This is a genomic window from Streptomyces sp. NPDC017943, from assembly GCF_044328425.1.
GTDB lineage: Bacteria > Actinomycetota > Actinomycetes > Streptomycetales > Streptomycetaceae > Streptomyces > Streptomyces djakartensis_A.
The window spans coordinates 857,656-881,556 of record NZ_JBIRHH010000001.1 but is presented as its reverse complement, the minus strand read 5'-3'; the positions used below and the strand labels follow the sequence as shown (position 1 = coordinate 881,556).

At 72.3% G+C, this 23,901-nt stretch carries 20 protein-coding genes; 14 read left to right on the top strand and 6 right to left on the bottom strand.

Annotated features, from left to right (window positions below):
- Window positions 1-54: 54 nt before the first annotated feature.
- Window positions 55-705 carry a leucine efflux protein LeuE gene (gene leuE, locus ACH4C6_RS03870; RefSeq protein WP_398106905.1) on the top strand — a complete coding sequence of 217 codons (651 nt, stop codon included), beginning with the start codon at window positions 55-57 and terminating at the stop codon, window positions 703-705.
- A gap of 15 nt (window positions 706-720) precedes the next feature.
- Here leuE and ACH4C6_RS03865 read toward each other — a convergent pair whose 3' ends face one another.
- Entirely contained in the window at window positions 721-2,124 is a 1,404-nt protein-coding gene (locus tag ACH4C6_RS03865; RefSeq protein ID WP_398106904.1) for an FAD-dependent oxidoreductase, read from the bottom strand.
- 76 nt (window positions 2,125-2,200) lie between these two features.
- Between ACH4C6_RS03865 and ACH4C6_RS03860 the strand changes: the two genes are divergently transcribed.
- Entirely contained in the window at window positions 2,201-2,851 is a 651-nt protein-coding gene (locus tag ACH4C6_RS03860) for a TetR/AcrR family transcriptional regulator (RefSeq protein ID WP_398106903.1), read from the top strand.
- Here ACH4C6_RS03860 and ACH4C6_RS03855 read toward each other — a convergent pair.
- The 4 genes from ACH4C6_RS03855 to ACH4C6_RS03840 all read right to left on the bottom strand — a co-directional run bounded on the left by ACH4C6_RS03855 (window position 2,846) and on the right by ACH4C6_RS03840 (window position 7,507).
- A complete protein-coding gene (locus ACH4C6_RS03855) occupies window positions 2,846-3,793 on the bottom strand; it encodes a class I SAM-dependent methyltransferase (protein ID WP_398106902.1) in 948 nt (315 codons plus the stop codon). The two genes, ACH4C6_RS03860 and ACH4C6_RS03855, sit on opposite strands and share 6 nt — an antisense overlap.
- Window positions 3,794-3,856: 63 nt before the next feature.
- On the bottom strand, window positions 3,857-5,011 hold the full coding sequence (locus ACH4C6_RS03850; protein ID WP_398106901.1) for an acyltransferase family protein: 1,155 nt from the start codon (window positions 5,009-5,011) through the stop codon (window positions 3,857-3,859).
- Window positions 5,012-5,189: 178 nt separating this feature from the next.
- On the bottom strand, window positions 5,190-6,521 hold the full coding sequence (locus ACH4C6_RS03845) for an alpha-2,8-polysialyltransferase family protein (protein WP_398106900.1): 1,332 nt from the start codon (window positions 6,519-6,521) through the stop codon (window positions 5,190-5,192).
- Window positions 6,521-7,507 carry a glycosyltransferase family 2 protein gene (locus tag ACH4C6_RS03840; RefSeq protein WP_398106899.1) on the bottom strand — a complete coding sequence of 329 codons (987 nt, stop codon included), beginning with the start codon at window positions 7,505-7,507 and terminating at the stop codon, window positions 6,521-6,523. Before ACH4C6_RS03840 ends, ACH4C6_RS03845 begins: the two co-directional genes overlap by 1 nt.
- 198 nt (window positions 7,508-7,705) lie before the next feature.
- On the opposite strand from ACH4C6_RS03840, the gene ACH4C6_RS03835 reads away from it, so the two are divergent.
- The 12 genes from ACH4C6_RS03835 (at window position 7,706) to ACH4C6_RS03780 (ending at window position 22,891) form a co-directional block, all read left to right on the top strand.
- Window positions 7,706-9,052, top strand: coding sequence for a DUF6716 putative glycosyltransferase (locus tag ACH4C6_RS03835; RefSeq protein ID WP_398106898.1), 1,347 nt, complete (start codon window positions 7,706-7,708; stop codon window positions 9,050-9,052).
- Window positions 9,053-9,087: 35 nt separating this feature from the next.
- A complete protein-coding gene (locus tag ACH4C6_RS03830) occupies window positions 9,088-10,356 on the top strand; it encodes a cytidylyltransferase domain-containing protein (protein ID WP_398106897.1) in 1,269 nt (422 codons plus the stop codon).
- A 14-nt stretch (window positions 10,357-10,370) separates the two neighbouring features.
- The gene (locus ACH4C6_RS03825; protein WP_398106896.1) at window positions 10,371-11,309 is read left to right on the top strand and encodes an N-acetylneuraminate synthase family protein; all 939 of its coding nucleotides are present in this window, start codon (window positions 10,371-10,373) and stop codon (window positions 11,307-11,309) included.
- 43 nt (window positions 11,310-11,352) lie between these two features.
- The gene (locus ACH4C6_RS03820) at window positions 11,353-12,495 is read left to right on the top strand and encodes a hypothetical protein (protein WP_398106895.1); all 1,143 of its coding nucleotides are present in this window, start codon (window positions 11,353-11,355) and stop codon (window positions 12,493-12,495) included.
- A 284-nt stretch (window positions 12,496-12,779) separates the two neighbouring features.
- Window positions 12,780-14,012, top strand: coding sequence for a M20 family metallopeptidase (locus ACH4C6_RS03815; RefSeq protein ID WP_398107126.1), 1,233 nt, complete (start codon window positions 12,780-12,782; stop codon window positions 14,010-14,012).
- A 547-nt stretch (window positions 14,013-14,559) separates the two neighbouring features.
- Entirely contained in the window at window positions 14,560-15,603 is a 1,044-nt protein-coding gene (locus ACH4C6_RS03810; RefSeq protein ID WP_398106894.1) for a BMP family protein, read from the top strand.
- Between the two features lie 295 nt (window positions 15,604-15,898).
- The gene (locus ACH4C6_RS03805) at window positions 15,899-16,948 is read left to right on the top strand and encodes a BMP family protein (protein WP_398106893.1); all 1,050 of its coding nucleotides are present in this window, start codon (window positions 15,899-15,901) and stop codon (window positions 16,946-16,948) included.
- 212 nt (window positions 16,949-17,160) lie between these two features.
- Window positions 17,161-18,732: an ABC transporter ATP-binding protein gene (locus tag ACH4C6_RS03800; protein WP_398106892.1), complete on the top strand. Its 1,572-nt coding sequence runs from the start codon at window positions 17,161-17,163 to the stop codon at window positions 18,730-18,732.
- Window positions 18,732-19,850, top strand: a complete 1,119-nt coding sequence (locus ACH4C6_RS03795) for an ABC transporter permease (protein WP_398106891.1) — start codon at window positions 18,732-18,734, stop codon at window positions 19,848-19,850. Before ACH4C6_RS03800 ends, ACH4C6_RS03795 begins: the two co-directional genes overlap by 1 nt.
- Window positions 19,847-21,121, top strand: a complete 1,275-nt coding sequence (locus ACH4C6_RS03790) for an ABC transporter permease (protein WP_398106890.1) — start codon at window positions 19,847-19,849, stop codon at window positions 21,119-21,121. The genes ACH4C6_RS03795 and ACH4C6_RS03790 overlap by 4 nt, the downstream gene beginning before the upstream one ends.
- Window positions 21,118-21,522, top strand: coding sequence for a cytidine deaminase (locus tag ACH4C6_RS03785; protein ID WP_398106889.1), 405 nt, complete (start codon window positions 21,118-21,120; stop codon window positions 21,520-21,522). Before ACH4C6_RS03790 ends, ACH4C6_RS03785 begins: the two co-directional genes overlap by 4 nt.
- 91 nt (window positions 21,523-21,613) lie before the next feature.
- Window positions 21,614-22,891, top strand: a complete 1,278-nt coding sequence (locus ACH4C6_RS03780; protein ID WP_398107125.1) for a thymidine phosphorylase — start codon at window positions 21,614-21,616, stop codon at window positions 22,889-22,891.
- Window positions 22,892-22,957: 66 nt separating this feature from the next.
- Here the strand turns inward: ACH4C6_RS03780 and ACH4C6_RS03775 are convergent, their stop codons facing one another.
- On the bottom strand, window positions 22,958-23,878 hold the full coding sequence (locus ACH4C6_RS03775; protein WP_398106888.1) for an AEC family transporter: 921 nt from the start codon (window positions 23,876-23,878) through the stop codon (window positions 22,958-22,960).
- Window positions 23,879-23,901: the final 23 nt, after the last annotated feature.

Genomic DNA, 23,901 nt, shown 5'->3' with positions numbered 1-23,901 from the left:
CCGAGCGGGAAACGGCATGTCGTACCGCCCGTCCCGCGTGCGACACTCCTTCGCATGTTCGGTGTCATCGATCTGCCCACCTACCTGGCGGGCCTCGCCCTGATCATCCTGCTCCCCGGCCCCAACTCGCTGTACGTGCTGTCCGTGGCCGCCCGCCGCGGCGTGCGGGCCGGGTACACCGCCGCCTCCGGCGTCTGGTGCGGCGACGCGGTGCTGATGACGCTGTCCGCGGCCGGCGTCGCCTCGCTGCTCCAGGCCAACGCCGTGCTGTTCGCCGTCGTCAAGTACGCCGGCGCCGGCTACCTGACCTGGCTCGCCGTCGGCATGCTGCGGGCCGCCCGGGCCATGTGGCGCACCCGCGCCGAGCGGACCGCCGCCACGGCGTCGACGCCCGTGCCCGCCGAGGAGCGGCCGTTCCGCCGCGCCCTGGTCGTGAGCCTGATCAACCCCAAGGCGATCCTGTTCTTCGTCGCCTTCTTCGTGCAGTTCGTGGACCCGGGGTACGCCCATCCCGCGCTGTCGTTCGTCGTGCTCGGGATCCTGGCCCAGCTCGCCAGCGTGCTGTACCTCAGCGCGCTGATCTTCGGCGGCACCCGGCTGGCCGCCGCCTTCCGCCGCCGCAGGCGCCTGTCGGCGGGGGCGACCTCGGCGGCGGGCGCGCTGTTCCTGGGCTTCGCGGTGAAGCTGTCCCTCGCGAGCGGCTGAGACCGGCCGGCCGGTCTAGCGCAGGCCCACGGTGGCCAGGTAGTCCGCGAGCCCGGCCGCCGTGGTGCCCGCCCAGCCGACGTAGCCGTCCGGCCTGACGAGGTACAGCCCCGGGCCGTACGCCGCCGGTGCGGAGCCCTGGACGACCCGGATCCGGGGGGTGGGTCCGGGGGCCTCGGCGCCGCCCAGGGCCAGCAGGGTCCAGTGCGGGCCGCGGAAGGCGTCGAAGAGCCGCACGCCGTCCACCCGCCCGTCGGGTGCCCGGTCCCCGGCCCGCAGGGGGCCCGGGTCGGTCCGGGTCTCGCAGGTGAGCGGCGAGTCGGGGTAGCCCAGGGAGAGCTGCCGGGTGGCCCCGCCGCGCCGGGTCTCGCCCCGGTGCACGCGGGTGGACAGCCCGAGCATGTCCGCGGCGACGGGCCGGCGTTCCACCTCGTAGGAGTCCAGCAGATCCGGTCCGGCGCCGTCGCGCAGCACCGCGCCCAGCTTCCAGCCCAGGTTGTAGGCGTCCTGCACGCTGGTGTTGAGGCCCTGGCCCCCCGCCGGCGAGTGCACGTGGGCCGCGTCCCCGGCGAGGAAGACCCGCCCGGAGCGGAAGCGGTCCGCGAGGGCGGCCCGGGGCCGGAAGTCCGAGGCCCAGCGCACCTGCGTCACCGCCTCCGGCGCGAGGTGGGAGCGGGCGGCGACGACCTTCCGCAGCCCTTCGAGGGACAGGTCCGGGGCGGACCCGTCCGGGAACTCGGCCACCAGCTGGAAATCCTCCGTGCCGGCCAGCGGGCAGATCGCCAGGAAGCCGTCGCCCGGGCCGCGCGGCGGGAAGAGGTGCCAGTTGTCCCGGTCCAGGCCGCTGATCCGCACGTCGGCCACGAGCGTCGGGTGCGGGTCGAGGGTCTCGCCGGTCATGGCGATGCCGAGCAGCCGCCGGACGGCCGACCGGCCGCCGTCGGCCGCGACCGCGTACCGGGCGGTGACGTCCGCGCCCGAGGCGAAGACCGCGCGGACCCCGGCCGCGTCCTGCGTCAGACCGGTCAGCTCCCGGCCGAAGGCCACCCGCCCGCCCAGTTCCTCGAGCCGCGCGTGCAGGATCTCCTGCGTCCGCCACTGGGGCACCATCCACGGCTCGTCGTAGGGCGCCTCCTCGCTCGGCTCGGCAGGCTCGAACATCCGGTGCTCGCCCGCGCGCCGGCCGTCCTGCCAGACCATCCCGACCGGGTAGGGGCCGCCCGCGGCGCGGATCGCGCCGAGCACCCCCAGATCGTCGAACACCTCCATCGTCCGCGGTTGCAGTCCCTTGCCCCGCGAGCCGGGGAAGAGCGTCCCCGCCCGTTCCACGACCAGCGCGGACACCCCCCGCCGGGCCAGGTCGACGCCGAGCGCCAGCCCGGTCGGGCCGGCCCCCACCACCAGGACGTCCGTCTCCATCGCCACCCACTCCTTAACGCTGTTAAGTGCCCGTTGTGCCCACGAGGGTCGCCTTAACGGTGTTAAGTTGTCAAGCGTGAGTACGGAACGACGCCCGCCGCTGGACCGCCGCCGGGTCGCGGACACCGCCTTGCGGCTGCTGAACGAGGTGGGCCTGGACGGCCTGAGCCTGCGCGCCATCGCCCGGGAACTGGACGTGAAGGCGCCCGCCCTCTACTGGCACTTCCGGGACAAGCAGGCGCTGCTCGACGAGATGGCGACGGAGATGTACCGGCGGATGGTCGCGGACACCGCGCTCGATCCCGCCGACACCTGGCGGGAGCGGCTGGTGAAGGCCAACCGCGGGCTGCGCACGGCCCTGCTGGGCTACCGGGACGGCGCGAAGGTGTTCAGCGGCTCGCGCTTCACCGGCATCGTGCACGCCGCGCAGATGGAGGACAACCTGCGCCTGCTCACGGCCGCCGGGTTCACGCTCCCGCAGGCGGCCCGCGCGTTCACCACGGTCTACCTGTACACCCTCGGGTTCGTCACCGAGGAGCAGGGCGTGCACCCCCTGCCCGGCGAACGCCGCGAGGGCTACGGCATGGACGAACGCGCCCGCCTGCTGGCCGACTTCCCGCTGTCGGCCCGGGCGGGCGCGGAGATCTTCGAGGACTACGGACGCCACTTCGAGGAGGGCCTGGCCCTCGTCGTCGACGGGATCGCGGCCCGCTACGGCGTCTCATGACACCGCGGCGGCTCCCCGGTCCCCCCGTCCGCGGGCCCGCCGCACGGCGCGGGTGACCAGCGGCGGAAGCAGGTCCTTGGCGAGCCGGCGGGCCCGGGAGGGCACGGGCCGGGCGGGGCGCGCGGCAGCCGGGGGCTCGGGTGCCGCCGGGGCCGCGGCCTGCGCCGGGACCGGCGCCACGTAGTGCCGGGAGGTCGGGAAGGCGGGCGGCTTCATGCCCCGGGACCGGGCCCGCACCAGCCGGTGGCCGGCCGCCTGCTGCACGCTCACCGAGCAGTCCGTGCGCTCCCGCAGCATGGCGAGCAGCTCCTCCTGGAGCGGCTCGGGATCGCCCCAGGTGCCGTACATCTTCTGGGTGCTCAGGCAGACGGGGTTCAGCCCCCGGTTCAGGACGGCCTCCCAGGCGGCGGCGGAGACGCCCGGGGTGTGCTCGGAGCGGAAGTCGTCCAGGACGACGACGCCGCCCGGCTGGAGGAGCTCGCGCGCCGCCCCGATGTCGCCGTGCACGTGCTCGTACAGGTGCGAGGCGTCGATGTGCACGAACCGGCAGGAGCCGGGGGCGACCCGCTCGGTCACCACGGAGCTGGGGGCCGCGATGACGGCCGGCAGGCTGTCGTGGAAGGAGAGGTAGTTCCGCTCGAACGCCTGGCGGGTGAGCGTGGCGTACGACTGGGCCGTCTCCACCTGGTTGGCGCCGTCCGGGGCCTCGCCCTCGAACAGGTCGCAGACGGTGAAGGTCTCGTCCTCGCCGAGGTGCCGGCCGAGCAGGATCGCGCTCTTGCCCAGGTACACGCCCAGTTCCAGCAGGTCGCCCCGGTCGCCCCGCGCGCGCTGCCGCTCCAGGAACCAGGTGAACAGCATCTGGTCCAGCGCCGGGAACCAGCCGGGCACGTCGGCCAGTTCGCCGGGGTGCTGGTCGGTGGGGGCTTGTGCGTTGGTCATGAGGCGAGCCTTCTCCCCGGGCGGTGCCCGAACCGGCGGATGGGTGAACGTCCCGTGGACAGCTCAGCGGCCCTTGGCCAGAGCGGCCCGCAGCCGTGGTGTCAGCGGTTCCTCCACATACTTGTTCAGCAGCCACGCCAGCAGCAGCATTGAGAGCACCGTCAGCCCGAAGGTCACCCCTGATGGCAGACGCAGCCCTTGGTGGAGCGCCTGCACCACCACCCAGCCGAGGTGCTCGTGCACCAGGTAGAAGGGGTACGTCAGCGCCCCCGCCACCGTCAGCCAGCGCCAGTTCACCCGGTTCAGCAGGCCCAGGGCGATCGCCGCGACGGCGAGGAAGCCGACGGTGACGACGAGGACGATCCCGAGCGAGGTGCGGTGGGAGAAGCCGCCCGCGTCCGGCGCGTGCCACAGCCCCTGCACCGCGTGGTGCTGCCCGATCGCCCAAGAGACGGCGACGATGCCCCAGCCGTACACGTCCCGGCGGTCGAGGTGGACCAGGTAGAGGCCGACACCGCCGACGAAGAACGGGGCGTACTCCGGCATCGCGACGATGTCGAGCAGCGGCAGGTGCGCGTTGTCGGCGATCGCGGCCGCCAGCGTCCAGCCGGCGCAGAACATGATCACCCGGCGGCGGGTGGCCCCGGGCAGCACGACGCACAGGGCGAACAGGGCGTAGAAGCGGACCTCCGCCCACAGCGTCCAGCACACCCCGAGCACCCGGTCCACACCGAGCGGCGTCTGCAGCATCGTCAGGTTCACCAGCGCGTCGCTCGGCGACACGGCCCGGTAGGCGACCACCGGCAGGGCGAACACCGCCGTCACGAGCAGCACCGCCACCCAGTAGGCGGGCAGCAGCCGGGAGGCGCGGGAGGCGAAGAACGACGTCAGCGGCCGGCCCCAGCCGCTCATGCAGATCACGAACCCGCTGATCACGAAGAACACCTGCACACCGAGGCAGCCGTAGGCGAAGTACTCGTGCAGGGTGGGGAACTGCTCCTTCGGCGAGGTGCCCCAGGCCCGTGCGATCTCGCCGTCGCGCCCGCCGTAGTGGTACGCCGCCACCATCAGGGCGGCCAGCAGCCGCAGTCCGTCCAGGGCGCGCAGCCGGCCCCCGGACCGCTCGCGGCGCCGCGGGGCGAGCGGGACGCCCGGTGGTTCGGCCGGGCTCGCGGCGGTGGGCCGGGGCCGGCGGGTGCTGACGACCGTCTCGGTCACGCTGGAAACCTCTGTGTGGCTCGTCCGTCCTTACCTGAGCCGCCTGGAGGCGGGCAGGGCGCCTGTCACCCTAGGGCGTGAATTGACGCAATCACGTTCGAAGATGACAGGCTTCGCCTGTCCGTTTCCAGGGGTTCATCCGGACGTCGCCCGGGCGGACCGCCGGGGCCCGCGGCATTCAGCCGCGGACCGCCTTGCGCAGGGCCCGTGCCCGCCGTACGACGCGGCGGGCCGTGGAATTGCGCGGGAGAAACGCCAGCCGCTGCGGAATTCCGCCGGGCAGGCCGAGCGCGGTGAGCCGGCGCTTCTTGAAATAGCGCCGGGTGCGCGGTCCGAGATGACGGGCCAGGAACTGTTCCGCCTGCGGGCGCAGTTCCGGGTAGATCTGCGGCTGCATCGTGAAACCGACGGCCGCGAGGAGTCCGGGCAGCCGCTCCGCCGGCAGGACATCACCATCGTGCGCGTCGTCCAGGTCCGGCAGGGCCGCGTCCGCCAGCGTGGTGGGGACGCGGTTGCTGTTCTGGTAGGGCGTCAGCCGCTCCAGCAGCAGCTCGGTGCCGACGCGGGCGACCGGCAGGTCGTAGAAGGCGGAGGCGGTGAACAGCGCCGTCGAGAAGCAGCCGACGACCAGGGCCGGGCGGGCGCGGTCGAAGAGGACCTCGGCGAGGACGGGGGTGTCCAGCACCGTGAGCTCCACGCCGAGTTCGCCGGCCTCGGTCTCCAGGGCGCGGCTGTAGCGGGCCGGGGCGGTCGGGTGGGGCTTGAAGACGACCGTGCGGTGGCCGCGGGCGACGGCGCCCCGCAGCATCCGCACGTGCAGGTCCTCCTCCTCCTCGGCGGAGAGGATGTCCAGCGCCGACAGGTACTGGCCCAGCAGCAGCGCCGCGTCGCCGGGCACCTCCGGCAGCCCGGGGGCGGCCGCGGCGACCTCGCCGAGCACCTTGAGGAAGGCGGGCGTCGGCACCAGGCGGGCGGGCACGCCGAACTCGGTGAGCAGCATCGGCGTCAGGCCCGGCACCAGGTCGAGGTGCAGCAGCCGCCGCACCCGCGTGCCGACCAGCGGGTCGAGCTTGTTGCGCGTGGGGCCGTAGCTCATCAGGCCGTCGGCGTAGACGTCCACGGGGGCGTCGGTGAACAGCTGGGCCACCGTCAGCGCCGGTGCGACTTGGAGGGACTCCAGGACCAGGCTGACCCGGTCGTCGCCGAGGCCCCACAGGAGCCGCAGATGGCGCTCGAACAGGGGGACGTCGTCGGCGCGCGGCGCCCACGCCCCGGGGTGAAAGGGGCGGATGGCCTCGTTCCAGGACAGCACCTCGTCGAAGTGCGAGCGCAGCGGCTCGAAGCCCGGCATCTCGTCGAGGGCCGGGGTGACCTCGGGGGTCGCGGAGTTGTTGAACACCAGCAGCACCCGGCGGTCCGGCTCCTCGAAGAGGTCGGAGTCGATCGCGGCGGCCAGGGTGGCGACGCCGTACAGCGTCGAGGCGCAGAAGATCTGGGTGGTCCCGGGCATCAGGCGGCCGCTCCCGTCGTGGTGACCCGGCGGCGCAGCCGCCGCAGTCGGGCAGAGCGGTCCATGTCCATGGCCTCCAGTGCGTCGGTGAGCGCGTCCTGCGGCATCCGCCTGACGGCCGCCGCGCTCATCGAGCGCAACTGCCGGGCCACGGACGGCTCGAACCGGTCCTCCTGGGACAGGTGGTGGGCGATGATCGCGCAGTAGGTCCGCACCGCCTTGGGCAGCAGCCGGTCCGCCTCGCGGTCCCGGGCCGTCTCCTCGATCACCTGGTCGAAGGCGCGGATGAAGTCGAGCTGGCGGACGTCGCCGATCTGGGTGAGCGACGAGGCGACCCCCCGCCGGTAGAACACGCCCAGCAGGCTCACCACGGCGAACGACTGCGCCTCCCGGTGCAGTTTCCAGATCCACGGCCGGTCCTCGGCCGTGCGCAGCCCGTCGGTGAAGTGGAGCAGGCCCCGGTCCACCAGGCGCCGGTGGTAGGCGCCGGCCCACGCGTACGCGTAGTCCACGGAGGTGGAGCGGTGCGCGGGCAGGATCGCCTCGCGCGGGTCGAACGCCTCCCAGCGGCGCCCGACCGGCACCCGGTGCACGGACCGGGCGCGCGCGGTGGCCTGGACGTGGTCGGTGCGCACGAAGTCGCAGCCCAACCGGTCCATGGCGGACACCAGTTCGGTGAGGTACCCGGGGGCCAGCCAGTCGTCGCCGTCCAGGAACGTCAGGTACTCGCCCTGAGCCGCGTTCAGTCCGGTGTTGCGGGCGGTGGCCAGACCCCCGTTGCGCTCGTGTCGGATGTAACGCACCTGCGCGACATCCGAGAGCTCCTCGGCGGCCCGTTCCACAATGGCCGGGGTCTCGTCCTTCGAATGGTCGTCGACCAGGACGAACTCGAAATCCCGATCGGCGTTCAGCCGAAGGCTTCTGAGGGTGTCCGGGGCATACTGCTGCACGTTGTAGAACGGCACGATCACGGAAAGCTTAGGCACCCGCAAAACGTTAGGAGGCCGCCCGGCAGGGCAACTTTCCGATGCGCGTACACCGGGTGAACTCCATGTGTCAGAACGGTGCACCCCGTGTACTTCCCGCTTTCCGGCGGGCCAGTTCGGCTCGCGGTGGGGTGTTGTTAACTTTTCGTTGAGTCCCGGTTCCGCCGGACCTCGGATTCGCTTCCTAGCGTCATCGACGTGCCAGCAAGTACACCGAAGCGACCGCGTATCGCGGTTCTCGCGGACTCCGACACCCGATGGAAATGGGGTGCCCTCACCGCGCACCGCATCGTCCCCGGACCGTCCATGGAAACCGCAGGGGACCGGGCCGCGCAACCCGGACCCGTCCTCGACGGGTTCCTGCTGCGCGGCCGGGCCACACCCACCCCGCGCCAGCTGCGCGAAGTGGGCGTGAGCGCCGACTCCCTGCGGGAGGTCACCGCGGCCGAGTTCCTGCGCGTCATGGGCGAGGAGACCTACGACGTGCTGGTCCTCGCGCTCGTCGGCGGCGGTGTGCAGGCGATGCTGCACGGCCTGCGGCACGCCTGGTCGGACCGCACCTCGCGTCCCGTCGTCGTCACCGGTTACGTGGGCGTCGTCTACGAGAAGCTCGCCGACGGCCTGCTGCTGCGGCACGGAGCCGACCTGGTCCTCGCCAACTCCCGCCAGGACGCGGACCGCTTCCGCGCCGTCTACGCGGGAGTGGGCGCCGACGCCGCGTCGGTCACCGAGGTCGCCCTGCCGTTCCTGGGCGGCGCGCCCTACGCCGGGGAGCACGACCCCTACCGGGTCGTCTTCGCCGCCCAGCCCTCGGTGCCCGACAGCCGCCGGGACCGTACGTACCTGCTGGACCGGCTGGTGCGGCACGCCCGCCGGCACCCCGGGCGCGAGGTCCTGCTGAAGCTGCGCTCCAAGCCGGGCGAACACACCACCCACATCGAGGAGCTGCCGTACCAGAAGCTGGTGCAGCGGCTCGACGCGCCGGACAACTTCCGCCTGGTGTACGGCAACATGGGCGAGGTCCTGGACCGCACCGACCTGCTGGTCACGGTCAGTTCCACGGCCGCCCTGGAGTCGCTGCACCGCCGCATCCCGACCGTCGTCCTCACCGACCTCGGCGTGCGAGAGTCGCTCGGCAACCACCACTTCGTCGGCTCCGGCTGCCTCGCCTCCTGGGACCAGCTCGACGCCGGGCACCGGCCCGTCCCCGACGAGGAGTGGGTGGCCCGCCAGGGCGTGCGGGCGGACGGTTCGTACGGCACCGCCTTCGACACCGCCCGGGAACGCATCGCCGAGCTGCTCGGCCGGCCCGGCGGGCTGCCCCCGCTCGCGCCGTACTACACCCCCGCCACCGCGCCCGGCTACCTGCCCGGCGTCCTCGCCCGCCACCACCTCGGCCCCGACGGCGCGCCCCTGCCCGGAGCGCCCACCGCCGACCGGGAGCCCGGACCGGTCCGGCAGATCGTGCGCCGGGCGGCCCGCGGCGCCTACCGGCACGGCGTGCAGCGCGTGGCCCCCGTCATCCGGCGGATGGGCGAGCTGTGAGCCGCCGCCCCGCCCCACGTCAAGGAGCTGAATCCATGTCCCACTCGGAAGCGGGCCCGGCCGCCCCGGCGGTACGCCGGGTGCTCGCGGTGATCCCCGCGCGCGGCGGCTCCAAGGGCGTGCCCGCGAAGAACCTCCTCCCGGTCGGCGGCGTACCCCTGGTGGCCCGGGCGGTGCGCGAGTGCCGCTCGGCGCGGCTCGTGACGGACGTCGTCGTCTCCACCGACGACCAGGCCATCGCCGCCGCCGCCCGCGAGGCGGGCGCCGAGGTCGTGCTGCGCCCCGCCGCCATCGCCGGGGACACCGCCACCTCCGAGGCCGCCGTCCTGCACGCCCTGGACGCCCACGAGGCCCTGCACGGCGCCCCGGTGGACGTGGTCCTGCTCGTGCAGTGCACCAGCCCGTTCCTGGTCCGCGAGGACATCGACTCGGTCGCCGGGGCGGTCGCCGTGAACGGCGCCGACACCGCGGTCACCGTCGCGCCCTTCCACGGGTTCGTCTGGCGGGACGCCGACGACGAGCTCGCGGCCGACCCCGTCGCGGAGAACGACGCGGCCGTGGGCGGCGGTTACGGCGTCAACCACGACAAGTCCTTCCGGCCCCGCCGCCAGGACCGCCCCCAGGACCTCCTGGAGACCGGCGCCGCCTACGCCATGGACGCGGCCGGGTTCCGCGAGCACGGCCACCGCTTCTTCGGCCGCACCGAGCTGGTCCGCACCGACCCCGCCCGCGTGCTGGAGATCGACGACCCGCACGACCTGGCCCGCGCCCGGGCCCTCGCGCCGCTGTTCGACGCGGAGCGGCCCGGCGCCCTCCCGACCGCCGACGACATCGACGCGGTCGTGCTCGACTTCGACGGCACCCAGACCGACGACCGGGTGCTGATCGACTCCGACGGACGGGAGTTCGTCTCCGTGCACCGCGGGGACGGACTCGGCATCGCGGCCCTCCGCAGGAGCGGCCTGAGGATGCTGATCCTGTCCACGGAGCAGAACCCGGTGGTCGCCGCCCGGGCCCGGAAGCTCAGGCTCCCGGTGCTGCACGGCATCGACCGCAAGGACCTCGCGCTGAAGCAGTGGTGCGAGGAGCAGGGCATCGCGCCGGAGCGCGTGCTCTACGTCGGCAACGACGTCAATGACCTCCCGTGCTTCGCCCTCGTCGGCTGGCCCGTGGCGGTCGCGAGCGCCCACGACGTCGTGCGCGGCGCCGCACGCGCGGTCACCACCGTCCCCGGTGGCGACGGCGCGATCCGAGAGATCGCCAGCTGGATCCTCGGCCCCTCTCTCGATTCCCTCACCAGGTAAGGACACCCCACGCCATGAGCACCAACTCCCGCATCCGCACCTTCGGTTCGCGCGAGGTCGGCCCGGGCCGCCCGGTCTACGTCTGCGGCGAGATCGGCATCAACCACAACGGCGAGCTCGAGAACGCCTTCAAGCTGATCGACGCCGCCGCCGAGGCCGGCTGCGACGCGGTGAAGTTCCAGAAGCGCACCCCGGAGATCTGCACCCCGCGCGACCAGTGGGACATCGAGCGCGACACCCCCTGGGGCCGGATGACCTACATCGACTACCGCCACCGCGTGGAGTTCGGCGAGGACGAGTACCGCGCCATCGACGACTACTGCACGTCGAAGAACATCGACTGGTTCGCCTCCCCGTGGGACACCGAGGCCGTCGCCTTCCTGGAGAAGTTCGACGTCCCCGCCCACAAGGTCGCCTCCGCCTCCCTCACCGACGACGAGCTGCTGCGCGCCCTGCGGGCCACCGGCCGCGCGGTGATCCTCTCCACCGGCATGTCGACCCCGAAGCAGATCCGCCACGCCGTCGAGGTCCTCGGCTCGGACAACATCCTGATGTGCCACGCCACCTCGACCTACCCGGCCAAGGCCGAGGAGCTCAACCTGCGCGTGATCAACACCCTCCAGCAGGAGTACCCGAACGTCCCGATCGGCTACTCCGGCCACGAGACCGGCCTGCAGACCACCCTCGCCGCGGTCGCCCTGGGCGCCACCTTCGTCGAGCGCCACATCACCCTCGACCGCGCCATGTGGGGCTCGGACCAGGCCGCCTCCGTCGAGCCGCAGGGCCTGACCCGCCTGGTCCGCGACATCCGCACCATCGAGGCCTCCCTCGGCGACGGCGTGAAGAAGGTCTACGACTCCGAGCTGGCCCCGATGAAGAAGCTGCGCCGGGTCGCCGGCGTGGTCGCCGAGGCGGAGATCGCCACGGCGGCGGGCGAGCCGGTCGGCGTCTGAGCACCCACCCCACCACCCCCTACGACGGGACGGTCGTACGTCGATGAGCCCCCGCGCCGGGAACGCCGGCCCCCACACCCTCGCCTTCGTCGAGAGTCCGGTACAGCTGCTGAACGTGCTGGAGTGGGCGCACGCGCACGCGCCCGGCGTGGGGCTCACCCTCGTGGTGCTGTCACCCGTCGACCCGATGACGCGCGGCCAGCTGCGGCGGATGTCCGACCTGGCCCGCGACGAGGGGCACGAGGTCCGCTGGGAGGAGGCGCGCGGCGGCCCGCTGGCGCCCTTCCAGACCATCGGCGGCCTGGCCGGGCTGCTGCGCCGGGCCCGCCGGATCGTGCTGGGGGACCCCTTCTCCCGCTACGTCCAGCTGCTGCTGACGATCGCCCGCGCCCGCGACCTGGTCGTCGTCGACGACGGCACCGCCACGATGGAGTTCGTCGGCCAGCTGGCCCGGGGCGAACGGCTGGTGCGCTGGCACCGCAAGGGCGGCCGGCCCGGCCCCCGGGACGTGCTCTTCGCCCCGGTGTCGTCCGCCGCCCGGCGCCGCCTGACCCCGGGCGGCGGACGCCGGGTGGAGATCTTCTCCTCCATGCCGATGTCCCAGACCCCCCCGGGCGTGACCGTCAGTGCCCACACCTTCGCCTGGACCCGCGCCCGGTTCGGTCCGCCCCGCATCACCAAGGGCGCGGACATGGTGGGCACGTCCCTGGTGGAGACGGGAGTGGTCGACGACGGCCGCTACCTGGAGGCGGTCCGCGCCCTGGCCGCCGCCCACGGCGCCACGCGCTACTTCGCCCACCGCCGCGAGAGCACCGAGAAGCTGCACCGCCTCGCGGTCGAGACGGGCCTGGAGATCGTCCGCCCGGAACTCCCGCTCGAACTCATCGCCCGGCGCGGCCCCATCGGCCGCACCGTCGTCAGCTTCCCCTCCACGGTCGTGCACACCCTGCCGCTCGCCCTCTCCGGCACGGGCGTGAGGGTCGCGGTCTGCGACATCGACCCGGCCTGGCTCACCGACACGGCCTCCCCCCGGGCCCAGGGCTTCCTCACCGGGGTCACCGACTCGGCCCGCGACGCCCACCGCCTCCCTCCGGCGGGCCGGGACCGCCCGGGCCCGGCCGAAGCCGGGGGCGGCGCCGGCACCGTCACCGCGAGGCAGGGCCCGGTCGGACTGGCGGCCTCCTGATCCGGAACTGCGTCCGGTCGGTGAAAGACGGCGGTGTTCGGCGCGCGGGGCGTGGTAGACGTGGAAGAGGATGGAGGGATACCGGAGTGATGCACGAGTGCGGGATGTCACACTCCGTGGGATGGCGTGCACCCGCGGGGCCCAAAAGGCAGGCAGGTTACCCATCTCAGTTGATACCTATGCGTCCGGCGGTCAGATTTTCCTCCCCTAACGGGTTGAAGTTTTTGTGATCGAGGGTCAGCAGACCGCCCTGGCGCCCTACCCTTCAAAGGGTGAAGCAATTGATGTCACTGGAGTCCGAGGTCGATCTTCCTGGGGGAGCCGAGCTCCCCGGCGCGCTGCCCGACGCTCTGCGCGCCGAGCTCATCGCGTTCCGGCGCGACCTGCACATGCACCCGGAGCTGGGCAACCAGGAGTTCCGCACCACCGCCGCGATCAAGGAGCGGCTGGAGCGGGCCGGCCTCAGGCCACGCGTCCTCCCCGTGGGGACGGGCCTGGTCTGTGACATCGGCCTGGAGGGCGACCAGTGGGAGGGCGGGCCCAGCATGCTCGCCCTGCGCGCCGACATCGACGGCCTGCCCATCCCGGACATGAAGGCGGACTGCCCGTACCGCTCCACCGTGCCCGACCGCGCCCACGCCTGCGGCCACGACGTGCACACCACCGTCGTCCTCGGCGCCGGTCTGGTCCTCGCCGACCTGCACCGGCGGGGCCAACTGCCGCGGCCCGTCCGGCTGATCTTCCAGCCGGCCGAGGAGGTGCTGCCGGGCGGCGCCGCCGACGCCATCAAGTGCGGTGCGCTGGAAGGGGTCGGCGCGATCATCGCCGTCCACTGCGACCCCCGCGTCGACGCGGGCCGGATCGGCCTGCGCGAGGGCCCCATCACCTCCGCCTGCGACCGGCTGGAGATCGGCCTGGACGGCCCGGGCGGCCACACCGCCCGCCCGCACCTGACGACCGACCTGGTCACGGCGGCGGCCCGCGTGGTCACCGACGTGCCCGCCCTGGTCGGACGGCGGTTCGACACCCGCAGCGGACTCGCCATCACCTGGGGCCGCATCGAGTCGGGCCACGCCCCGAACGTCATCCCGCAGCACGCCGAGCTCTCCGGCACGGTCCGGTGCCTCGACCTCGAGGCGTGGCGGCAGGCCCCCGACGTGGTGGTCGGCGCGATCGACGAGATCGCCAACCTGCACCGGGCCAAGTCGGAGATCAACTACGTGCGCGGCGTCCCGCCGGTGGTGAACGAGCCGGGCGTGACCGAGCTGCTGCGCGAGGCCATGATCGCCCGGCGCGGCGTCGAGTCCGTCGAGAGCACCGAGCAGAGCCTCGGCGGCGAGGACTTCTCCTGGTACCTGGAGCACGTCCCCGGCGCGATGGCCCGCCTGGGCGTCCGCACCCCGGGCGAGCGCCACGTCCGCGACCTGCACCAGGGCGACTTCGACGTCGACGAGTCGGCCATCACGGTAGGCGTCGAACTCTTCACGGCAGCGGCCCTGGTCAACGCCCTGCGCTGACACGACCCCACAAGGGGCGCGGGGAACTGCGCGACCAGCCACGACGCAGCCGCACCGGGACGACGACCACCCGGGGACGCCCCGCACCCCGTAGCCCGGGCGGTGGCCATGCCCCCAAAAGGGGCGCGGGGAACTGCGCGACCAGCCACGACGCAGCCGCACCGGGACGACGACCACCCACGGGCAACGCCCCGCGCCCCGGGCACACGCCATGCCCCACAAGGGGCGCGGGGAACTGCGCGACCAGCCACGACCCCGCCGCACAGGACGACCCCCACCCGGGGACCGCCCGTCACCCCACGCACAGCCCCCGGTTGCGCCCCCCGCACCCCGGGGGCAGCCTGGTGCCCGTGACGAGCAGGCACGAGCCGTGTGCCCGAGTACACCTTTCGACCCCGTTCGAACCCGTGGTTCACAAGGGCGTAACCGGCCATCGGCACGAATGGATAACGGCCCCGCGGCGAACCGTTCCCAGGAGTGTCTACGCGCGTTAATGTGCGCCGAACCGAGCACCCACTGCGGGGCTTTGGAGAATGGGGAACTTCAGATGCGTCGGATTTCCAGGATGGCCCGGATCGCGGTGGGGGTCGCGTCGCTCGGGCTCGTCGCCACGGCGTGTGGCGGCACCAGCAGTGACAGCAACGACAGCGACAGCAACGACCGCGGCGTGGCCATCGCCTACGACGTCGGCGGCAAGGGCGACCAGTCCTTCAACGACGCCGCCTTCGCGGGCCTGACCAAGGCCAAGGACGAGTTCGGCTACAAGACGGCCGACATCGAGCCCACCGAGGGCGAGACGGACGCCGACAAGGAGCAGCGCCTGGCGTCGCTGGCCAAGCAGGGCTACAACCCCGTCATCGGCGTGGGCTTCGCCTACGGCCCGGCGATGAAGGCGGTGGCCGCCAAGTACCCGAAGACCACCTTCGGCATCGTGGACTCGGTCGTCGAGGGCAAGAACGTCGCCTCCCTGGTCTTCGCCGAGGAGCAGGCCTCCTACCTCGCCGGTGTCGCGGCCGCCAAGGCGACGAAGTCCGACGTGGTCGGCTTCATCGGCGGTGTCGACGTCCCGCTGATCCACAAGTTCGAGGCCGGCTACAAGCAGGGCGTGCAGGACACCAACCCCAAGGTGAAGGTCCTGTCGCAGTACCTGACGCAGACGGCGGAGGAGGGCGGCTTCTCCAGCCCCGACAAGGGCAAGGCCGCCGCCGAGGGCCAGATCGAGAAGAAGGCCGACGTGCTGTACGCCGCGGCCGGCCTGTCCGGCCAGGGCGTGATCGAGGCCGCCGCCAAGGCGAAGGTCTGGGCGATCGGCGTCGACTCCGACCAGTACAAGCAGGCCGCTCTCGCGCCGTACAAGAACTACATCCTCACCTCCGCGCTCAAGGACGTCGGCGGTGCTGTCTACACGCTGTCCAAGTCGGTCCACGACGGCAAGCCGCTGACCGGCACCCAGACCTTCGACCTGAAGGTCAACGGCGTGGGCCTGTCGGAGTCCAACCCGGAGTACGCGAAGATCCCGGGCCTGAAGGACGCCGTGGCCAAGGCCAAGGAAGGCATCGACGACGGCTCGATCAAGGTCAACACCGAGTGACGACGCCGTAGACGCAGCACATGGAGCGGGCGGGCACCCCTGGTGCCCGCCCGCTTCGCGTGCCGGCGGCCGGGAGCCGCGGAACCGGGCACCGGATCACCCAGCGCCACCCCCCGTTTGCGGTCGGCAACACCGGGGCCGGGACCCGGTGATGGCTTGGGCACGGGCGGATAACAAGGTGGACAGAAGGGGTTTTCAGGCAGGTCTACGCGCGTTAATCTGCGGCGAAGCCAGCGCTGAAGCTGAACCGTCCCGGCGCTGTGCGACCTCGGTTGTACGACAGGAGCACCCACACATGCGCCGGATTTCCCGGATCACGGTCGCAGGCGCAGCGACCGCCTCCCTGGCCCTCGCGCTCTCCGCCTGCGGCGGCACCTCGACCTCCGGGTCCTCGGAGTCGAAGGGCGGCGACAAGGGCCTCGCCATCGCCTACGACGTCGGTGGCAAGGGCGACCAGTCCTTCAACGACGCCGCCTTCGCGGGCCTGGAGCAGGCGAAGAAGGAGTTCGGCTACAAGACGGCCGACCTGGAGCCCACCGAGGGCGAGACGGACGCCGACAAGGAGCAGCGCCTGGCGTCCCTGGCCAAGCAGGGCTACAACCCGGTGATCGGCGTGGGCTACGCGTACGCCGCGGCCATCAAGGGCGCCTCCGAGAAGTTCCCGGACACCACCTTCGGCATCGTCGACGACTCCACCATCGAGGCCAAGAACGTCGCGGACCTGGTCTTCAGCGAGGAGGAGGCCTCCTACCTGGCCGGCGTCGCCGCCGCCAAGAGCACCAAGTCGAACGTGGTCGGCTTCGTGGGCGGCGTGGACATCCCGCTGATCCACAAGTTCCAGGCGGGCTTCGCGCAGGGCGTCAAGGACACGAACCCGAAGGCCAAGGTCCTCTCCCAGTACCTCACCCAGACGGCGGAGGAGGGCGGGTTCTCCAGCCCCGACAAGGGCAAGACCGCCGCCGAGGGCCAGATCGAGAAGAAGGCGGACGTGGTCTACGCGGCCGCCGGCCTGTCCGGCCAGGGCGTCATCGAGGCCGCCGCCGCCAACAAGGTGTGGGCCATCGGTGTCGACTCCGACCAGTACCAGCAGGAAGCCCTCGCCAAGTACAAGGACTCGATCCTGACCTCGGCGATGAAGGATGTCGCCAAGGCGGTGTACAACCTGGCGAAGTCGGTCGAGGACGGCAAGCCCGAGACCGGTATCGTTCGTGGCGATCTGAAGACCGGCGAGGTGAGCCTGTCGAACTCCAACCCGAAGTTCGCGGACGACGCCGAGCTCCAGGAAGCCATCAAGACGGCCAAGGAGAAGATCATCAGCGGCGAGATCAAGGTCAAGAGCAGCTGACGAGCGACTGCCTCGCAGCAGGCGGTAACCCCCGGGGGTTGCGTCCGCTCGACGGGGTACGGGGAGGCCGCTCCTCGTGCCCCGTCGCCGCGGGTCGCCGACCCCTTTGTATGCCGTAGGGGCGCTACGCGCGTAGACGGCCCCCGTCCCCAGGAGAGTGCGCCATCAACGCGTCCAGCAGCCCTCCGGCCGGAGCGGCGGTCAACGATTCGGTGACCGCCGTCGAGCTCGCCGGGATCACCAAGCGTTTCCCCGGTGTCGTGGCCAACCACGACATCCACCTCAGCGTCCGCAAGGGCACCGTGCACGCCCTCGTCGGTGAGAACGGCGCCGGCAAGTCGACGCTGATGAAGATCCTCTACGGCATGCAGAAGCCGGACGAGGGCACCATCGCCGTCGACGGGCAGCAGGTCGCCTTCTCGTCGCCGGCCGACGCCATCGCCCGCGGCATCGGCATGGTCCACCAGCACTTCATGCTCGCCGACAACCTCACGGTCCTGGAGAACGTGGCGCTCGGCAGCGAGAAGCTCTACGGCATCGGCGCCAAGGCCCGCCGCAAGATCAAGGAGCTCTCCGACCGCTACGGCCTCGGCGTCGAGCCCGACCTGATGGTCGAGGAGCTCGGTGTCGCCGCCCGCCAGCGCGTGGAGATCCTCAAGGTCCTCTACCGCGGCGCGACCACCCTCATCCTGGACGAGCCGACCGCGGTCCTCGTGCCGCAGGAGGTCGACGCCCTCTTCGCCAACCTGCGCGAACTGAAGTCCGAGGGCCTGTCGGTCATCTTCATCTCGCACAAGCTCGGCGAGGTCCTCTCCGTCGCCGACGACATCACCGTCATCCGCCGCGGCACCACCGTCGGCACCGCCGTCCCGTCCGAGACGACGCCCCGTCAGCTCGCGGAGATGATGGTCGGCAGCGAGCTGCCCACGCCCGAGACGGCCGAGTCCACGGTCACCGACCGCCCGGTCATCACCGTCGACCGCGTGCGCCTCGCGGCCCCCGGCGGCAAGGCCCTCCTCGACGACATCAGCTTCACCATCCACGCCGGCGAGGTCCTCGGCATCGCCGGCGTCGAGGGCAACGGGCAGACCGAACTCGTCGACGCGCTCATCGGCCTGCGGTCCCCGGACAGCGGCACGATCCGGCTCGCCGACGAGGAGATCACCGCCTGGCCCACCCGCAAGCGCCGCGAGCAGGGCATCGGCTACATCCCCGAGGACCGCCACCGCCACGGCCTCCTGCTGGAGGCGCCCCTCTGGGAGAACCGCATCCTCGGCCACGTCACCGAGAAGCCCCTCGCCAAGGGCGTCTGGCTGGACCCGAAGGCGGCCCAAGAGGACACCCGCCGGATCGTCACCGAGTACGACGTCCGCACCCCCGGCATCGACGTCACCGCGGCCTCCCTGTCCGGCGGCAACCAGCAGAAGCTGATCGTCGGCCGCGAGATGAGCCACCAGCCGCGCTTCCTCATCGCCGCCCACCCCACCCGCGGCGTGGACGTCGGCGCGCAGGCCGCCATCTGGGACCACATCCGCGAGGCCCGCCGCGAGGGCCTGGCCGTGCTGCTGATCTCCGCCGACCTCGACGAGCTGATCGGCCTGTCCGACACGCTGCGCGTGATCTACAACGGCAAGCTGGTCGCGGACGCCGACCCGGCCACCATCACCCCCGAGGAGCTCGGCTCGGCCATGACCGGTGCCGCCACCGGGCACCTCGCGCACGACGAGACCCCCGAGATCTCGAAGGCAGACGCCCCCGAGTCTCCGGAAGACGAGGCCCGCTGATGAAGAAGTTCGACAAGGAGCGCGTGCTCCTGGCGGTGGCCGGGCCGGTCATCGCGCTCGCCGTGGCCTTCGTCCTGAGCGCGATCGTGCTGATCGCGTCGGGCAAGAACCCCGTCGAGCCCTTCGCGTTGATGTTCGAGCAGATCGGCTTCTCGGACATCCAGGTGCTGATCATCAACCAGGCCTCGATGTACTACATCGCGGCCCTGGCGGTGGCCATCGGCTTCCGCATGAACCTGTTCAACATCGGTGTCGACGGCCAGTACCAGCTCGGCGCCATGATGGCCGCCGTCGTCGGCGCGCACATGAACCTGCCCGCCGCGCTCCAGGTCCCGCTGCTGCTCCTGACGGCCGTCCTCACCGGCGCGTTCTGGTCCGGCATCGCCGGTGTCCTCAAGGTCACCCGCGGGGTCAGCGAGGTCGTCGCCACGATCATGCTCAACGCGATCGCCACCTCCGTGATCGCCTACCTGTGGCTGCCGGACGTCTTCGGCGTCAAGGTCGGCAACAACAACACCACCGGCGAGATGCACGAGTCCGGCTGGATCCCCGGCATCCCGATGGGCGACGCCGGCGAGATCTACGGCCTGGTGCTGCTGGCCGTGCTGCTCGGCATCGGCTACTGGGTCGTCCTCAACCGCACCCGCTTCGGCTTCGACCTGCGCGCCTCCGGCGCCTCGCAGACCGCCGCCGCGGCCAGCGGTGTGGACCCCCGGCGCATGGTGCTCAGCGCCATGCTGATCTCCGGCGGCATCGCGGGCCTGGCCGGCCTGCCGATCCTGCTCGGCGACACCCACACCTACAGCCTGAACTTCCCCACCGGCATCGGCTTCCTCGGCATCGGCATCGCCCTGCTCGGCCGCAACAGCCCCGTCGGCATCGCCTTCGCCGCCCTGCTGTGGGCCTGGCTCGACAAGGCCTCCCCGGAGCTGGACTTCCACGGCTACGACAAGGAGATCGCGGTCATCATGCAGGGCCTGATCGTCCTCTCCGTCGTCGTCTCCTACGAGGCCGTCCGCGAATGGGGCCTGCGCCGCCAGCAGCGCCGCGTCGGCGCCGAACTCGCCGCGGGCCACGTCCTCGGCGCCCAGAACACGAAGGAGGTGGCTGGCCGATGACCGCTCCTACCTCGGCGATCGACGTCAACCAGCCCACGCTGCAGCCCGCGGCGCCGACCGGCCGCCGCCTGTCGTGGCCCGTCCTGCTGCTGATCATCGCCGGCGGACTGGCGCTCACCTCGATCGTGCGCCTGATCACCGGCGCCGACGGCATCACCAACGTCAGCCAGATGTCCACGGCCCTCCAGCTCGCCGTGCCGATCGGCCTCGCCGGGCTCGGCGGTCTGTGGGCCGAGCGCGCGGGCGTGGTCAACATCGGCCTCGAGGGCATGATGATCCTCGGCACCTGGTTCGGCGCCTGGGCCGGCTTCCAGTGGGGCCCGTGGACCGGTGTCCTGGTCGGCATCCTCGGCGGCGCGATCGGCGGCCTGCTGCACGCCTTCGTCACCGTCACCTTCAACGTCAACCACATCGTCTCCGGTGTGGCCATCAACATCCTCGCCCTCGGCGCCACCCGCTACCTCGCGCCCCTCGCCTTCGAGGGCCACACCGGCGGCTCGGCCAAGCAGTCCCCGGCGGTGGAGTCCCTCGGCCACTTCACGGTGCCGGGCCTGTCCGACGCCCTGCGCGACCTCAACAACCAGGGCTGGTTCTTCGTCTCCGACATCGCCGGCCTGCTCGGCGGCCTGGTCACCAACGTGTCCTGGCTGACCCTGATCGCCGTGGCGCTGATCCCCGGCACCTGGTGGATCCTGTGGCGCACGGCCTTCGGCCTGCGGCTGCGCTCCTGCGGCGAGAACCCGGTGGCCGCCGAGTCCCTCGGTGTGAACGTCTACAAGTACAAGTACATCGCCGTCGTCATCTCCGGCGGTCTGGCCGGCCTCGGCGGTGTCTTCCTGTCCATCGTCGCCAACCCCTTCTACCTGGAGGGCCAGGTCAGCGGCCGCGGCTTCATCGGCCTCGCGGCGATGATCTTCGGCAACTGGATGCCGGGCGGCCTCGCCCTCGGCGCCGGCCTGTTCGGCTACACCGACAGCCTCAACCTGCGCGGCGGCTCCGCCAACGTGCACGCCCTGCTGCTGCTCGGCGCGCTGCTGCTGATCATCGGCGCGATCTGGCTGGTGATCCGCAAGAAGTACGCCCCGTCGATCATCACCGCGGTGGTCGCCGCCCTGGTGTTCGCCTGGTACGCCACCACCGACGAGGTCCCCAACCAGGTCGTCTCCGCCACGCCGTACGTCATCACGCTGATCGTCCTCGCGCTGTCCGCGCAGCGGCTGCGGATGCCCAAGGCGGACGGACTGCCGTACCGGAAGGGGCAGGGCAAGTGACCGGCGCCGGCCCCGCCGCCGACTGGGAGAAGCTGCGCGCGGTGGCCCGGGACGCCATGTCCCGGGCGTACGCCCCGTACTCGGGCTACCCGGTCGGTGTGGCGGCCCTGGTCGACGACGGACGGATCATCTCCGGCTGCAACGTCGAGAACGCCTCGTACGGGCTCGGTCTGTGCGCCGAGTGCGGCCTGGTCTCGGAGCTGCACAACACCGGCGGGGGCCGGCTGACGCACTTCACCTGCGTCGACCGCGACGGCGCCACGCTCGTGCCGTGCGGACGCTGCCGCCAGCTGCTCCACGAGTTCGGCGGCCCGGACCTGCTGCTGGAGACCCCGGAGGGCATCCTGCCGCTGTCCCGCATGCTGCCCCAGGCCTTCGGCCCGGAACACCTCGCCAAGTAACGCCCGCCCGGCCCCCCTGAGTTGCCCATGCGACCGGCTCAGGGGGGCCGTGCGGTTTCTGCAACCCTCGGAAGGAAGCCAAGCCATGGCCATGGACGTCATCTCCGTCATCCGCACCAAGCGGGACCGCGGCGAGCTCAGCGACGAGCAGATCGACTGGGTCATCGACGCGTACACCCGCGGGGAGGTCGCCGACGAGCAGATGTCCGCGCTCGCCATGGCGATCCTGCTCAACGGCATGAACCGGCGCGAGATCGCCCGCTGGACGGCCGCGATGATCGCCTCCGGCGAGCGCATGGACTTCTCGTCCCTGTCCCGCCCGACCGCCGACAAGCACTCCACGGGCGGTGTCGGCGACAAGATCACCCTGCCGCTGGCCCCGCTGGTCGCGGCCTGCGGCGCGGCCGTCCCGCAGCTGTCCGGCCGCGGCCTCGGCCACACCGGCGGCACCCTGGACAAGCTGGAGTCCATCCCCGGCTGGCGCGCCCTGCTGTCCAACGAGGAGATGCTGGACGTCCTCGACACCACCGGCGCGGTCATCTGCGCCGCCGGTGACGGTCTGGCCCCGGCCGACAAGAAGCTCTACGCGCTGCGCGACGTCACCGGCACCGTCGAGGCGATCCCGCTGATCGCGTCCTCGATCATGTCCAAGAAGATCGCCGAGGGCACGGGCTCGCTCGTGCTGGACGTGAAGGTCGGCACCGGCGCCTTCATGAAGACCGTCGAGGACGCCCGCGAGCTGGCCTCCACCATGGTCGGCCTGGGCACCGACCACGGCGTGCGGACCGTCGCGCTGCTCACCGACATGTCCACCCCGCTCGGCCTGACCGCGGGCAACGCGCTGGAGGTTCGCGAGTCCGTGGAGGTCCTGGCGGGCGGCGGCCCGGCGGACGTGGTCGAGCTGACGGTCGCCCTGGCCCGCGAGATGCTCGACGCGGCGGGCGTGAAGGACGCCGACCCGGCCAGGGCCCTGGCCGACGGCTCCGCGATGGACGTCTGGCGGCGCATGATCGCGGCCCAGGGCGGCGACCCGGACGCGGCCCTGCCGGTGGCCCGCGAGCAGCACGTGATCAAGGCCCCGGCCTCGGGTGTCCTCACCCGCCTCGACGCCTACGACATCGGCGTCGCCGCGTGGCGCCTCGGCGCGGGCCGCGCCCGCAAGGAGGACCCGGTGCAGGCGGGCGCGGGCGTCGAGATGCACGCCAAGCCGGGCGACACGGTCACCGAGGGCCAGCCCCTGCTGACCCTCCACACGGACACCCCCGAGCGCTTCGACTACGCCCTCCAGGCGGTCGAGGGCTCCTACGACGTGGCGGCCCCGGGCACGGACTTCAGCGCCTCCCCGGTGGTCCTGGAGCGCATCGCCTGACCAGGCGGTTTCCCTTTCGGGTGAACGGGACCGGTGGACCCCCGCCGGTCCTGTACCCGTTCCGGGTCACCCCAGCACGGCCGCCACCACCACCAGGACCGGCACCGCCGCCACCGTCGACAGCAGGATCGCCTCCCTCGCCAGCACCTCGCCCACCCGGTAGCTGCTCGCGTAGGTGAACAGGTTCTGGGCCGCGGGCAGGGCCGACGTCACCACCACGTCCAGCAGCGACGCCCCGTGCAGGCCGAAGACGCCCACCGCCAGGGCCCAGGCCGTCAGGGGCTGGACGACCGCCTTGAGCGCCACCGCGAGCAGGACGGGCCCCCGTTCCGGGCCGCGCAGCGGCAGGGTGCTGCCCCGCAGGGAGATGCCGAAGGCCAGCAGGACCGCCGGCACCGACATGTTGCCGATCAGGGTCAGGGGGTCCAGCAGCGGGCCCGGCACCGGCAGCCCCGACGCCGACACCGCCACGCCCGCCAGCGACCCCACCGCGATCGGGTTGCGCAGGGGCGTGAGCAGCCGCTGCCACAGGGGCCGCCTGTGCCCGCCGCTCGCCAGGTCCAGGACGGTGAGGGCGACGGGGGTGACGCCGACCAGCTGGAACAGCAGCACCGGCGCCACCAGCGACGCGTCGCCCAGCACGTACACGGCGATCGGGATGCCGAGGTTGCCGGAGTTGACGTAGCCGGCGCACAGCGCGCCGATCGTCGTCCGGCCCACACCCCAGCCCCGTACGGCACCGGCCGCCACGAAGACGCCGGCCACCGCCGCCGTGCTCAGGGCGGTGACGAGCAGCCGGTCGGAGAAGACCACCGACAGGTCGGCCCCGGCCAGGGTCGTGAAGAGCAGGGCGGGGGACGCCACGTGGAAGGCGAGCTTCGTCAGCACCTCGCGTCCGCCGCTGCCCAGATAGCCCCGGCGGCCGATCAGATAGCCGACGCCGATGACGACGGCGATCACCGCGAAGCCGCTCAGCACTCCCTGCACGGCACCGCCTCACCGGTGCGACG